The organism is Paenibacillus sp. JNUCC-31, assembly GCF_014844075.1.
Lineage (GTDB): Bacteria > Bacillota > Bacilli > Paenibacillales > Paenibacillaceae > Paenibacillus.
In genome coordinates this window covers 6,747,516-6,762,662 of record NZ_CP062165.1, presented here as the reverse complement: position 1 = coordinate 6,762,662, position 15,147 = coordinate 6,747,516, and the positions used below count along the sequence as shown (strand labels likewise).

9 protein-coding genes are annotated in these 15,147 nt (G+C 46.0%); 2 read left to right on the top strand and 7 right to left on the bottom strand.

The genetic code is table 11. The annotated features are described in order from the left end of the window. Positions 1–40: 40 nt before the first annotated feature. From JNUCC31_RS29725 to JNUCC31_RS29700, 6 genes are all read right to left on the bottom strand, one after another. On the bottom strand, positions 41–754 hold the full coding sequence (locus JNUCC31_RS29725) for a glycosyltransferase family 2 protein (RefSeq protein ID WP_192266907.1): 714 nt from the start codon (positions 752–754) through the stop codon (positions 41–43). A gap of 139 nt (positions 755–893) precedes the next feature. Beyond that, positions 894–1,991, bottom strand: coding sequence for a Gfo/Idh/MocA family protein (locus JNUCC31_RS29720; RefSeq protein WP_192266906.1), 1,098 nt, complete (start codon positions 1,989–1,991; stop codon positions 894–896). A 12-nt stretch (positions 1,992–2,003) separates the two neighbouring features. Then, entirely contained in the window at positions 2,004–2,927 is a 924-nt protein-coding gene (locus tag JNUCC31_RS29715; RefSeq protein ID WP_228469308.1) for an AraC family transcriptional regulator, read from the bottom strand. A 19-nt stretch (positions 2,928–2,946) separates the two neighbouring features. Continuing rightward, entirely contained in the window at positions 2,947–3,951 is a 1,005-nt protein-coding gene (locus JNUCC31_RS29710; protein WP_228469307.1) for a Gfo/Idh/MocA family protein, read from the bottom strand. A gap of 273 nt (positions 3,952–4,224) precedes the next feature. Then, on the bottom strand, positions 4,225–9,423 hold the full coding sequence (locus JNUCC31_RS29705; RefSeq protein ID WP_192266904.1) for a S8 family serine peptidase: 5,199 nt from the start codon (positions 9,421–9,423) through the stop codon (positions 4,225–4,227). Positions 9,424–10,172: 749 nt separating this feature from the next. Beyond that, on the bottom strand, positions 10,173–11,393 hold the full coding sequence (locus JNUCC31_RS29700) for an RICIN domain-containing protein (RefSeq protein ID WP_192273438.1): 1,221 nt from the start codon (positions 11,391–11,393) through the stop codon (positions 10,173–10,175). Between the two features lie 272 nt (positions 11,394–11,665). Between JNUCC31_RS29700 and JNUCC31_RS29695 the strand changes: the two genes are divergently transcribed. Next, positions 11,666–12,604, top strand: a complete 939-nt coding sequence (locus tag JNUCC31_RS29695) for a carbohydrate deacetylase (protein ID WP_192266903.1) — start codon at positions 11,666–11,668, stop codon at positions 12,602–12,604. Between the two features lie 83 nt (positions 12,605–12,687). Here the strand turns inward: JNUCC31_RS29695 and JNUCC31_RS29690 are convergent, their stop codons facing one another. After that, positions 12,688–14,145 (bottom strand): alpha-L-fucosidase, encoded by a 1,458-nt coding sequence (locus tag JNUCC31_RS29690; protein WP_192266902.1) that lies wholly within the window; start codon positions 14,143–14,145, stop codon positions 12,688–12,690. Between the two features lie 123 nt (positions 14,146–14,268). Here JNUCC31_RS29690 and JNUCC31_RS29685 point away from each other — a divergent pair, with 123 nt between their 5' ends. After that, a complete protein-coding gene (locus tag JNUCC31_RS29685; protein ID WP_192266901.1) occupies positions 14,269–15,102 on the top strand; it encodes an AraC family transcriptional regulator in 834 nt (277 codons plus the stop codon). Positions 15,103–15,147 lie beyond the last annotated feature (45 nt).

Sequence of the window (15,147 nt, the reverse complement as noted above, 5' to 3'; positions counted from 1 at the left end):
GGCAATGTTACTTTTTTTCATTCCATTGAATCTCTCTTCTCTAGATCTCCTTATTTGCAAATGATCTGAAATCTTTCGTGATTGCCAACTGTTTGCTGCCTTCCAGGTAAAAGTGATCATCTGCCCTCCAGGTATGACTTTTTTTATTTTGTCTCCGGTGATACACATAGTTATATGGTGATGTAGCATAGGTTTTGAATCCTCTTTTTCTGCACTGCCTCAGAAAGGTTACATCTTCTCCAACGGAACGATCTGTGAACCGGACCTTTTTTAATATCTCCTTTTTGAATAGAAGCGTACCGCCTTGTACAAATTCCACATATTTATTCTGTTCAGTGGGGGATCTGACCAACAGCGTCTTTGAAGCGCCCAAGTAGACCAGGCAGGAATGTTTGCCCACGATATCACTTTGGGTCCGCTTGAGTTCTTTCACTTGTTCCTTCAAATAAAAAGGGGAGTAGTAATCATCGTCATCAAATTTGGCGATTAACGAAAATCGGGCTCGGGTGATACCAGCATTCAGGCTTTGTCCTAACGATATGCTTTCTGGAACTTGATAAACGGTAACATTAGCATGTTTTCGAACGCGGTTCCGATAAACTTGCAGATTCATGCTGTCATGATTCAAAATGATGATAAGTTCTTTCCCTTTGTAGCGCTGTCGATTGTAATTTTGCAGGATGTTGTCAAAGAATTGTGGCCGATTCGTACATACAATGATGGAGACACCGTTTCCCGATTTATTTGCAGTCATGACATACCCTCTTTTCTGCACATATATGTTTTTTCATCATACGTTCAGGAGGAGGGAATGGTATAGACGAATCGATAGGGTGTATAACACCAAAAAACCTTTACCCTCCTGATGAGGATAAAGGTTTCTGAAATTCATACTAGGCTTGATTGGATTCGTTCATATATACGGCTTTACCAGTACGAGCGGATTCGTATAGTGCTTCCAGTATTTGCGAAACCACCAAAGCCTGTTTAGGGGTTACGACCGGTTCCAGATCCTTATCGATCGCTTCAATCCATTTTCTCATCTCTACATCCGGCGCGCTCTCGCTCTTTCCATCGTAGAAAGCAACCCCGCCTGCACTCAGTTCAATTTCGTTGGTGTACAGACGACTGAATTTCTCGCCATTGATGCGCAGGCCATTCTTCATATCAGCGCCCGCTTCGCTTCCGCTCAAGCTGCATTTCGCTTCATCCACGTCCAGTGAATTTAGCGCCCAGCTGGATTCCAGCATGATCGTTGCACCATTTTCCATTACAATCATGCCAAAAGCGGAATCTTCGACGGAGAATTTTTCCGGGTCCCACGGGCCCCAGGCGTTCGCTGCATTTTCCCGTTGTGAAAGCTCATGATAGGTTGTGCCGAGAACAACCTTCGGTTGATAGTTATCCATCATCCACAGAGTCAGATCGAGCGCGTGTGTACCGATATCAATCAACGGTCCGCCGCCTTGTTTCTCCTCATCAAGGAAAACACCCCATGTAGGTACAGCTCTTCTTCTGATCGCATGCGCTTTGGCAAAGTAAATCGAACCCAGTTCGCCAGCTTCACATAGCTGCTTCAAGTACAAGCTGTCTTCTCTGAAACGGTTGTTGTATCCGATGGTCAGCTTTTTACCAGTCCGCTCGGCTGCTTCAAGCATTTTTTGAGCTTCGGCGGATGTCTTCGCCATCGGTTTCTCACACATGACGTGTTTTCCAGCTTCCAGTGCGGCAATAGAAATCTCTGCATGGGAGATATTCGGTGTCAGTACATGAACAATGTCAAGGGATTCATCCTGGAGCAATTCCTGATAATCCGTATACACCTTTGCTTCGGAAGTGCCATATTTTTCTTTGGCTTCTTCTGCACGTTCCTGAACGATGTCACAAAAAGCAGCCAGTTCCACGTTATCAAGTTTGCTCAGACTCGGCAGATGCTTGCCGTTTGCAATTCCGCCACAGCCAATAATTCCTACACGATACGTTTTACTCATATCCATTCACCCTCACTTTTGGATTGGTTGTTTCATTTTACGGAAAGTCGATGGGGTCATCCCCAGACGTTTGCGAAAAACCGCATGTAAATAATTGGCATTGGTAAACCCTGAAGCCAGGGCAATTTGTTCGATGGAAACATTACTTTCTTCCAAATTGCGGCACACCGCACGCAGGCGAATATCCTCCAGCACACGGCTGAAAGGCATTTCCGGCTGAACCTGATAAAAGATTCGTTGCAGTTGCCTGCTGCTAATATGCAGCTTCTCCGCTACATTCTCCAGCGTTACTGCTGTGGGATGATTCGCCTCCATATACTGAATGGCATAATCGTACCTGTACACCGACATGTCCCGCACAGGCGCCTCCGCCCGATTTCCCCCGATATCGTAGGCTCGGACGGTCTTGAGTAGAATACTGATCACTTGCTGCTTGATGGACGTGTAATATCCGATGAGTTTACGATCACAAGCCTCATATGCTTCCAGGAAACAGTTCATGGCACGATGATAATCATGGACTGGAGCAAGAGGAAGTGTTCTGAGCTTTTCGATCGTTTCCTCGGATTCCGCTGCCTCCCACGGATCTACACCTTCTCTGGGATGTTCAATGATATCCACATGAAGACATAGCTCATCCATGGCCTCCTGGGAATCTGCCTCCTGATAATGAACAAGACCTGGACCTGTTAAATACAGCATGCCTTCCGAAAGCGGATGCATTTCATCTCCCAGAATGACTTTACCTTTACCTCTCGGGATGAAATGGAATTCGAATTCCGCATGGTTATGAAAATCAACGACTCTGCCTGCCGGAAAAGAAGTCAGATGAAATCGCAATACACGTATCTCGTAGTGTCCCCACAGGATCGAGATTTCCAGCCTTTCCAGGATATCCTGTCGTTCAAGCATTTTCTCATAAGGATATCGGCTCAATACACCACCTCCCAATATCCTACCCCTGCAAGTCCTTCAAGGAGATTCTGCGCCCTTCCTTGGCAGAGAGGTTGGCCGCCTCCATCAGTCGAGTTAACTGAGTGGCCGTCTGCAAATTCTCGGTAGCAATCGTATCATTTTGAATATGGGATACCCACTGGCTGAATGCGCTTTCTCTTCTGTCCAGCAAAGGAATCTCCGTCCATTCTTTTTGTTGATCTGAACCGACATTTGTGCGAATCAGCAGCTTATTCTCCGGTGTTCCGTATAACAGTGTGCCCTCCGTACCATGAACCTCGATCGTAAACGGCGAATGACTGTTCACAAATCCAGCCTCGACCACCCCAATTGCTCCGGAATCTGTAAATAACGTGGCAACGGCGTTATCTTCAACCTCTTTGCCAGTTACATATCCAAAATTGGCATTAACACCAGTCACTTCTTGACCCAGGAAAAGATTCGTCAGATACATCGGATGACAACCGAGATCAATCAATGCCCCGCCCTGGCAATCTTCCAAATTATAAAAATGCTCAGGCAACCAGTTGCCTATGGCCCCGTTATGGGATAGGCGTACACGAACATAAGTCACTTTACCAAGTAGTTCTTGGCGCAGAACATCCTGAATCGTTAATGTATATCCATCATTCAAACGAGGCAAAGAAACTGTCATTTTCACTCCGCTATCCTGTACATCAGTAATGATCGAATTGACCTCTTTTACGGTTGAAGCAATAACTTTCTCTGTGAAAATATGTTTGCCTGCTTTTGCAGCAGCTGAGATTACCTCTTCATGAAGGCGAGTTGGCGCATCCACAATGACGGCATCGATGTTGTCCTGTGCCAGCATATCCTCAAGTGAAGCGTAGAATGGTACGTTCAGACGTTCGGCTGCTTCCTGTCCGCGCACGGCATCTTCATCCCACACCGCAGCCATCTCCGTATCTTCATGCTCCTGAACCTGCTTGATATAATCCCAGGCATGGACGTGCCATAAGCTTATTTTGCCTATTCGAATGGTCACTATGTTTAACCTCCATACTATATGATATTCTGACATCTAAGTATAAAGTAACACAGACTTGATCTAATTTTAATAGGAACTTACGACAATAAATATATAAAATCACGACATGATTTAGAACAACCCTTCGAGAATAACAAGCAAAAAGCTTCCCGCTCACGCCGTCGTGTTACAGGAAGCTTCCTCTTCATTAAAAAAGTTGGAACCACTACACACGAAAAGCCGACAAGCCACTATCTTTGGGCTTGTCGGCTTTTCATTTCAATTTCAGATTTATGGCAAGGGATTTTCGTCAGAAGGCTCGTTCGTATCGGAAGCTTCTGCTGCAGCAACGAACAAACGTCCTGGCGCTTCCACCTCAACTTTGTTTCCTGCTGCATCCTGCGCACGGATCACGATTACTCCACCATCAAGCACCAGCGAAGAAGCTGTGGTGTAGGTGCCTGTATAATGACCAGGTTCTGTCTCCACCAATGGAATCTCTGCCCCAGCCTGTGTGCTCAGATTGGATGGCAGCTCAATCCGGAAAGAAGCTTGCAGATTAGGCGTACTGTCGAAAGAAACCGCCACGCTCTCTCCTGCCACTATCCGTACATCCTCCGCTGGAGAAATATTCGTAAGCTCCGGCAGAGCTGTTTCCACATGAACGACACGGGTCACGGTTGTTTTATTGCCGGCAATATCCGTCGCCGTTATTGTAATGGTGTTCTGGCCTTCATTTACGAGTAGGCGGTGATTAAAGCTTCTGTCTTTCTCCAATTGCACTTTTTGTCCGTTCACAGTCACCTTGTCGAGGAATTGCTCCTCTACATGGCCTGTCACATGCACTACTTCCGTATTGGTTCGGCTTCCTTCCTCAGGAGTCAGAACCGTTAACACAGGTCCGGTCTGATCCAAAATGATTACAACTGGAAGTGAACGGTCCGTTGTCTTTCCGTTAACTACCGCCTCGGCAGTAAGGGCGTTAATGCCTGCACGGAGTTTTACATTAAGCTTAAACGCTCCATTCTCTACAGTTGTTGTTCCCGCAACCTCTTTCCCGTTATAGATCTTGATTTGGGCTCCATTAGCTGGAGAAGTTCCGGATACGGCATATGTCGATTGATTCGTATAAGTGTTCGTCGGTTGCGTGAGGACAGGTGCATTCACCGGGTATCTCACCACTGCACGAATCATATAGTTCCCCTCTTCTGCGGGTGCAGTACTCCATACACCCCCTACACGCTGCCAACTCCGCTCCGCATTCACACCCGTTTCATCGGTTGCAAGTCCCGGTGCGCTCGTTCCAGCAGCTGTCTGTACATACACGATGTAGAAGTCACCTTTCACCACCACTGGTTCTGGAAACTCAACGGTTGTCCACTGATCATTGCGCAGTGCCGTACCGTCGAACGGTCCCGCCAGCAATCGTCCTGGTGCTCCACCCGAACCGGAGGCATCATAGACAGCATATTGGAATGCCGTCCCCCCCGGTACAGGCCACTCCGTATTCCAGAATCGAAGGGATGCACCTGTAAGCTGTGCAGTTTCCATTTCCGGAGTCATACGTACAGCCCAAGCATTATTGGCCGCGACAAATGCTCTTGCATTTTCAGCTGTTCCATCGTCATAGGCGATTTCTCCGGGAAACCCGATAAATGGTTTTAACGCCACCTTCGCTTCGACTTTTCCATTTCCAGGTACCGTTACACTTACAGTTTTGCTGTAATAGTCAGCAGCCATAATGGACAGCGTATAGTTTCCTTCCAGTACGTCCAGGATGAATTTGCCGTCTGACCCTGTCCGAACAGCACCTACCTGAGCATCTTCCAATACAAGAACGGATGCTCCAGCTATAGGCTTTCCTGTCCGTTCATCGCTCACAATACCTTCAATCTTGCCTTGAGGAATGGTCTCCAGATTGAAGTTGGCTGTCGCTCCACTACCGTCCGTGATGGTTACCGTCTTCGTCTGAGGGTAATATCCATAGGCCTCAGCCTTCAACGTGTAATCGCCGGCCACGTGAGTAAAGCTGTATTTGCCTGTCGTCGGGTCCGTCTTCACGGAACGTCCTGTTTCCAGAACGGTGACCGTTGCACTTGCAGGCAAGCTTTGCGGCGTTACAGAGCCTGTTCCAGGTTTCTGTACTTCGGGCTGTTCCTGCTTGGTTTTATTGAATTCAGCCTTGTCCGTGCTTGAAATTTTGTACCAAGGATTATCATATGCCGGCTTAGGCTTATCACTGTTCAGAACAACCGCCGTATCTTTTGTCACCGTCTCAGCGGCGATTCCCAAGATGCGGAAGTCATCGATGTACCAGCCTTGCTTGACGACACTGTTGTCTGAAGTCAATCTGAACCGGAATTGAACTTCATTTCCCTTCAATGCAGTCAAATCGTAGAATACCGGTGTCCATTGTTTCCCATTTGAAGAATGAGAGAACTTACCGAGCTCCGACCATGTGCTGCCACCGTCTTTCGTGACCTCGACATAGCCGTAATCGTATCCACTTTCAATCTCATACCAATGATTAAAGGTCAGAGTGGCTTGATCCACCTGAGTCAGATCCACCACTGGTGATACCAGAGAATAGTTCGACCCGTTCTCATACGTACTGTCCAAGTCCGTTGCCCACACATTCGGCGAAGATACGGCACTGGCAGGTCCAACGACGGGTACGCCGCGCTCCCACTCGTCCTTGGTGCCCGAATGAGTCCAATCATTGTCGTTATTGCCATCGAAATGGTCGATATAGATATCTTCTGGGACCTCCACGGTCACGGATACCTCATTCGACTTGTCACTTTCATTGCCGCTATAATCAAGAGCGGCTACCGTATAATAATAAGTCGAATCGGTCACCGTAGCGGTATCCGTAAAGGTTGTTGTCGAAGTATTTCCGATGGCTTCATAACCGCTTCCTGAGCTTGTTGAACGATAAATGTTGTAGGATTGCAAATCCTCATCGTCTGTTCCGGTCCAGGACAAGTTTACATTTCCCAGTATGTCGGATGAAGCTGACAATCCGCTTGGTGCTCCCGGAGCAATATCATCTGGTGCTTGAACTGAAAAGTCATCGATATACCAGCCAGCCTTTTGAACGGAATTGTCACTCGTCAGATTAAACTTGATAAACACCTGCTGACCAGCATAATCACGCAAGTCCACATACTGTGTCTTCCATCCTCCACCAGCACCCGTGAAGCTCAATGCCTCTTCGAATGCATAGTCACTGCCCTCCGTTGCAATGTACACTTTTCCAAAATCGACGTTGCTCTCCAAATCATACCAGTGTTTGAAGGACACCAATGCTCCCTCTGTACTCTGGGTAAGATCGATTGGCGGTGCGAGCAAATAGGTATTACTATTGGCTGCATAAGTACCGGTCAAGTTGGTAGCAACCACTTTATCACCAGAGAAGGCACTTCCCGGACCGCTTGTTGGTGCTCCCCAAGCCCAAGTGTTACCAACGCCCCCCGAGGTAAAGCCGAGATTATCTTCCTCAAAATCCTGCAGATATCCAGGCTGGACTCCATTGGATACTGCAACCTTATAAACTTTACTCTCGAATCCGTTGTTACCGTAATCATTGACTCGGATGTAGTATTCCAAGCCCTGCGACTCGATTAAGAATGACGGAATCGTCGCTGTGTAGGTTCCGTCTTTGGCATCTCCATCAATCCGATTCATTGGCAGATATACATATTGGCTTGTGCCTGTTGTTTTGGCAAAAGCTTCGACTGCAGTTACACCGACATTATCGGTAACACGCGCAGTCAGCGGAATATCCAGCCCCGTAAAAGCAGAATTTACAGGCGTATGCTCCAGGATTGGTGCTTCCAGATCGTCACCTGCTGTGACAACCCTGCCAGATACTGTTCCTATGCCCTCGAGTACGGAACCTACTGCATCCAATGCATTAATGATGCCGTGTCCGTATCCGTTATTTGGCGATGTTGGATACTGGCTGTCTGTTCTCGGTGTCGCTGTATCTATAATGATCTGCTCCAACTGATCAACCGTAAGGGAATGATTGGCTTGAAGCAGGAGTGCGGCCAGTGCAGTTGTATGCGGGCCTGCCATGGACGTGCCGTTCCAGCCACCCTCATATGCTCCGCCCGGAACAGAGGAACGAATGTTAACACCTGGCGCCGAAACTTCAGGTTTTATCTCCTCATATGGGGACGGACCAAGAAGGGAAAAGGAAGCCAGATTCCCGTCGATATCCGTTGCTCCGGTAGCAAAGCTTTCTGGATAGTTCGCAGGGTTCGCAACCGAACCTGGACCTCCCGGGTTCGTCAGTGTCACATTCCCGGCTGAGAATTCCGGAAAGATCTGTGCATCTCGCCAAGCCTGAACCATTGGACGGAACCACTCGTCTAATCCTGGGCCACCACCCCAGGAATTGTTCACCACATCCGGGGCAAGCTCAGGATGCAGGTTTCCTTCGGCATCTACTGGAGCAATCAGCCATTGCCCGCCATCCAGTATAATGGCATCGGTGGTTTCCGGATTGAAAATCCGGACAGCAATCCATTTTGCTCCGGGAGCAACCCCGATCTTGTTGGTACCGTTGGCTTCAGAACCTACCATTGTACCCATCGTATGTGTACCATGACCGTCTCCATCCGCAGGAAGGGAGGCATTGCTATGGGGATCATACCAGCTTAGCTCGGGATCAACGATATTTCCCGAAGCGTCAAGTCCTCTCCATTTACTGCGGAGCGCCGGATGGGTGTAATCGACCCCGCTGTCCAGGTTGGCAACAACGATTCCAGTACCGTCGATTCCTCTATCCCAGACTGCTGGCGCGTTGATAGAATCGATATTCCATTCAACGTTCTCTGTCTGCAAGTTCTTATTATCAGCCGCTGCATTTTCCTTCGCTGCTGCCTCTTTGGCTGGTGCCTTGGCAGACTCTGTTGCTGGAGCTGCTGTTGCATTTTCGCTGCTAACCTCGGTTTTCTGCATATAACGCTGCTCGTTAGGCAGTATTTTATCCACCTCGGGAAGAAGTGCAATCTGTTCCATCACTTCCTTCGTACTTGTTACTGCGAGTGCATTAACGATGAAATAACTTTTATATTCTTTGACTTTGCCAAGGTCAAGTTCCTTTTCAAGAAAATGTTCCAGGGTGTACTGGGATCGTGAGGCCGTTTCCCGCAGCGTACTGACAACCGTGCTTCGCACAGACAATTTCGTTGCAGAAGCCGTTTGCTTTTCAATCGTCGCCTTTTCCATCGCTAGCTTGGATACTGAGGCTGTGTCTACCTGTTCTTTCATTTTCACCAGATAAGTTACATAATCATTGCTCTCAAATTCCTTGCTCAGCTTGGCGTTGATTTTGGAGGTGGTGATTTTCTCCAAACTGGATTTCATGTCGATCTTCTGCGATGCAGCGTTTTCAGCTGAAACCGGATGAATGATAGATAATGCAAGGAGAAGCGACAGGCCCATGGAAAGCGGCTTGCGTAAACGGTTTATCTTTATCAAACTTTTCCACTCCCTTTACCCGGTTTTTGTAATACAGCGATTCACTGTACCCATTTCTTTAAACGAAATGATGAAACGGCCTCAATTGGATAGACAGATTGCGTTTATCTACATCAAGCCTCACCTCCTTTACAGGACAGGTTATTGGTTAGTAAGTTACATCGTATGTGAAAGATAGTAGATAGCCATTTTCAGCTTATATGGAAGAGGTGGATTTCAGATCAATTCATCTTGTGAGCGGAAATTCGCATGCATTATGGAGGGTAATCACCAGCGTTAGCAAGAACGCATACTTTACATGGGAGTATTATGGAACTGGGTAGATCAGGAGATTTCTTTACATATGTACAAACACACTCTCAAAATTACATATAATATAAAGTTTAGAAAGTAATTGTATTTTTATGGTATATTATAGAGTCAAAAAAAGAGATATACAAGTACTTTTATAGAAAAATATAGAAAATAAGCCTTTTTAATGCTTTCATAAGTCTAATGACTCTCCATTATGTTTCTGTTTTTCATAAATGCGAAATACCTTGACTCTTTGATTGATTCATAGAGTTCTTTATAACTAAGTCTGATTCATTCTGACACCAAAAAGAACGACGTGAGAAACTTCACACCGTTCTTTTTAGGTTCTGCTGCTCTGATCGCAATGATCAATTGGTCTTTGTTGGCAGAGATGTTTACAATATATAAGCACAATGAATCTTGTAATTGATTCTCCCAAAGTTATTGCAATATATTTAATTCAATTTGTTAAATGACCATCTTTGCGCATCTGTACCGTTATCATTCCATTGTTGCACTGCGGCCCCATCTGCTGTTGAAGAGTTCGATACATCCACCGCCAATCCATTCACCTTGGAAATGATTTTATAGTAACCGTTACCCGTATCCTGAATGCTCCACCTTTGGGCGTTAGACCCGTTATCGTCCCATTGCTGAAGCTGTACACCAGGAGATGCTGTCGAGCTCGGCACATCCAGTACTTTGCCGCTGTGAACAGCCGTGAGTTTATAGTAACCATCACCTGTGCTATCCACCCTGAACGTTTGGTTAGTTGCACTGTAATTGGTCCATTGTTGCACCTTGGCTCCACTTGCCGTAGACACATCTACAATATCCAACACTTTACCGCTTGCTTTGGAACCGATCGTATAGAGGCCCCCGCTGACAATATTGGGTGTACTCGCTGCTTGATATACCCGTACATAATCCACAAGCATTTGTGACGGGAAAGGTGTCGCATTATTGGGGCTGCCAGGCCAGTTTCCGCCCACAGCCATATTTAGCAGGAGGAAGAACGGACGCTGGAACTCTTCGGTGTTTCCTGTTCCATTTTCGATGTAAAATTCATTGAATTGCTTGCCATCCACGAACCATCTTATATATTTGGAATCCCATTCGATGCTGTATACATGAAATTGAGAAAAATCGAGATTTTCCGAAATCTTTCCATAATCGGCATGCCCGTTAGCATCCCAATGCACGGTACCGTTTACATAAGCGTTGTTATTGACCCGTTCCATAATGTCGATCTCTCCGCTCTTCGGCCAGCCAACGGAATTAATATTGCTTCCCAGCATCCAAAAAGCAGGCCACAGCCCCTGACCTGACGGCAGCTTGATCCGTGCTTCCACTTTCCCGTAAGTAAAATCCTTCAAACCCTGGGTCTTGATTCGTGCCGAGGTATAACTGCTGCCGTTGTAATTTTCTTTGCGAGCAGTAATGACCAGGTTCCCGCCTGTAACTTGCAGATTCTCGGTGCGATTTGTATAATACTGCAATTCATTATTTCCCCATCCGCCACTGCCGGTACCTATTTCTGCTGACCAATTCGACGTATTCAGAGAGCTTCCATTGAATTCGTCACTCCACACCAGATTCCAGTTTGGCGCTGCGTTTGTCGTCGTGCCAGGCAGCAACGCAACCAGCAAACTGAAAAGCACAAGCAGACTTATCATTTTTCCCTTTTTCAACCATTTTCCCTCCTCATGTTAATGGACTGACTTGAAAGGGAACACCCCATTTTTATCAATCCATCGCATCTTTTACATTAAATGTATTACGAGGACAGCTCGAAAATTCTCCAAGTGAACAGAATATGTAAAGGACATGTCATCATTTGAAGTAATTTTGTCAGGCCTGTGCGAATGAACGGTCCATACTTTCTTGTCTTTAATATATTGGGGGCATGGCAGTTGATTCCTAGTCAATGTTAGGAAGGAGGTAGCGGATGATCAGGCAAGTGATTATTAACGCGGACGATTTTGGACTGTCACCCGGCGTTAATCAGGGAATTATTCAAGCATATCAAGCTGGGGGAATCACGAGTACTTCGATGATGGTGAATATGCCGGGTCTCGATCATGCAGTGAGTTGTGCCCGATTATTGCCAGACCTTGGTATCGGACTGCATTTCAACCTGACGTACGGAAGGCCTGTGTCCAACCCGGCTCATGTGCCTTCCCTGGTGAACTCTGACGGTTCTTTTTATAAGGGCAACAATGTCTTCGTGCGAGACATCACGGATATTGCAAAGGAACTCGAAGCGCAGTGGAATGTTTTTATGCATACATCCCTTTCTCCTACACATCTGGATTCTCATCAATTGCTGCACCAAAACGATCCCAGAGTATATAAAATAATGGCCGAGAAAGCAGTCCGGGAAAACATCCCACTCCGGAGATCGCAAATTCAGCATTTAATCCCTGATCTGCCAGCTCCTCGAATGACGGAGACGATTCTGCTGGATACTTACGAAGGCAATGAAGGATTACATCGTTTGCTTCAGCATTTTTCCACGCTCCGCCCAGGTGTTACCGAAATTGTATGTCATCCGGGATATGTCGATGATGTTCTGCGTGACATTTCCAATTGGCTGGACATTCGAGAACATGAGCTGGAAGTGTTTGTCGATCCGGAAATTCCCCGAATGTTAAGAACACTTGAGATTGTCCCAATAAACTACAAAGCACTGAATGATATACCGGATGTACGCTCTGATCTGTCACCAGTACCAATGCAACCACTTCCCCGAATACCCACCCAAAAGAAAAGACGTTTCATCCGGCAGCACTTATCCAATCGACGGCGTAAGGCTAACACACACCGTGTGTCCCATAAACGAAGCAAGCCCCCGCAATCCGCTTCAAGCAAAAAACGGAGATATTAGAGCGTCAAAGACGAATTCTTGATAAAAAAGGACGAAGGGCATTAACCAGAGAGTAGCACTCCTCGTTATGGCCCTTCGTCCTGTTAATCCAGTTCTAATTTGAAAACAATGGGTGCTGTGCTTCGTACGTTCTTTGTTGTAATCGACAATGCATTTTCCGTTCTGTTCCATTCCGGCTGTTCATCAAAACCAAGAACCTGTATGTCCTTGATCAAACCTTGAAAATGATGGGAGTTTTCTTTCAACGCATTAAGATGAACAACTCCATTGTCAGGGTAGGCAAGAACTGTCGCATACAGGATGTTTTCTTTTACGGTATAGCGAATATCCTCGCTTGTAAAAACCTTGGTATTCCCATCTGTGAACTGGCCTTCTTTCACCATGGTTGGCCCTTCACCATATATACGCCAGAACGTCGTATCGTAGATGGCTTCGCCATTCACGTCTAGCCATTTGCCTATGGCAAGCAAGATGTCCCGATCTTCATCGGGAATGCTGCCATCTGCTTTCGGTCCAATGTTCAGCAGAAGGCTTCCGTTTTTACTTACAATGTCGACGAGATCTCTAATAATTTCATCCGCAGATTTATAGTCATTATTTTCCGTGTAACACCAAGAGTTTTTGGCTACAGCGGTATCGGTTTGCCAGAAATAAGGTTTGAGATCGGCGAATTGCCCTCGCTCCACATCCGGGACGGCACAGCCGAGCATAAATGCATCATGTTTATAATTAATAGCAACAGGGGTTCCCCATTCTTCCCCTTTATTATAGTAATAGGCACTGAATTTTTTCAGGTAAGGTTTAAAGGCAGCCGTCTGAATCCACCAGTCAAAATAAAATACTTTGGGCTGATACTGATCCACAAGCTCACAGCAGCGAATCAGCCAATCTTCCAGGAATTCTTCGGAAGGAGGTGAACCATACAAATCATGATGATCCGGTTCGGGCATCGCAGGCCAGTAGAAATCGCCTCGTGCAAGCGGTTCCTTAATATCCGAATCAAACTTCTTTCCATGAGACATAAAGAACCAATGCTCTGCTCGATGTGAGGAGACACAAAAGGTCAACTCCTGTTTCTCATACGCGGCCTTCATCTCCTTCAGAAGATCCCGTTTGGGTCCCATTTCAACTGTGTTATAGTGAGAGATGGAACTTTGGTACATTTGAAACCCGTCATGGTGTTCGGCAACTGGCATGACATATCTGGCTCCCGCCTTTTTAAAAAGTTCTGCCCATTCATCAGCATTAAACTTCTCCGCCTGGAACATCGGAATAAAGTCTTTGTATCCAAATTCCTTCGGATGTCCATAAACAGCAAGATGATGTTCATAGGCTTTGGAGCCTTCTATATACATATTTCGTGAATACCATTCACTATCATAAGCCGGAATGGAGTACAGCCCCCAGTGAATGAAAATACCGAATTTCGCGTTCTTGTACCACTCTGGAACCTGAAAGGCACTAAGCGAGTTCCAGTTGTCTTTGTACTTGCCTTCGGTGATTGTTGCTTCGATTTTTTGCAAATAAGCGTTGTTGTCCATGATTCATTCTCATTCCTTCCGTTATCATATCCACTTGTATTGTAGTGGCTGGATCAACAGATAGACATGCAGAACATTAACTTTCGGATGGACAATAATAACCTTTGTTAGGAGATGAGGACTTTGAATCATAAAACATTACTCACGAACCATTTGTCCAATCTGCAGGTTGATTTGTTCATGGTCAACTACAATCGTTGTGAAACCGACTGGCGTGATATGAATTATACCCCCGATTACAGCAAGTTTTACTTCATATGTGAAGGTGAAGGCTGGCTCAAGATTGGGAATCAGGAATACTATCCGGCACCCGGACAGCTTATTTTAATGCCAGAAGGAGTGATTCAGTCCTATTCTGTCATTAGTGATCGTCCATTCCTCAAATACTGGTGCCATTTTAGCGCAAAGGTTGGCGGAATCAACCTGTTCCAAATCCTGAAGTTCCCGCACTGTTGTGACGTAAATGATCCAAAGCTGGTTCAGGAAATCTTCGACAGCATCCTTGCATATGCCAACTCCGGCGAAGTCTATGCTCATATGATGGCCAAGAGCAAACTGGTAGAATTATTGTCTCACTATGTGATGAATCTGGATCTGCAGCAGATCTCTTATGTAAATATGCCTATTATGGAAAAGATATCCACAATATTGGCTTATATTGATTCCAATATTGAAGAAAACATTTCGGTGCAGGATCTGGCTCAGATTGCCCACATGCATCCGAATTATTTCATTCGTTTCTTCAAACAGCAGATCGGTGTTCCTCCCATTCACTATATAACAGGCAAGAAAATCAATAAGGCCAAGGAGCTTCTCACGTGTACTTCGAACACAGTAACTGCAATTGCCGAAGACCTTGGTTTTAGTGACTTATACTATTTCTCCAGGCAATTTAAGAAACATACAGGACTTAATCCGACGGAGTACCGCAAACAAACGACAGTGCTGACGACATAAAGAATTAGTGTCAATGCAAATGCCAAGCCAGTATGTTCTCTTTAT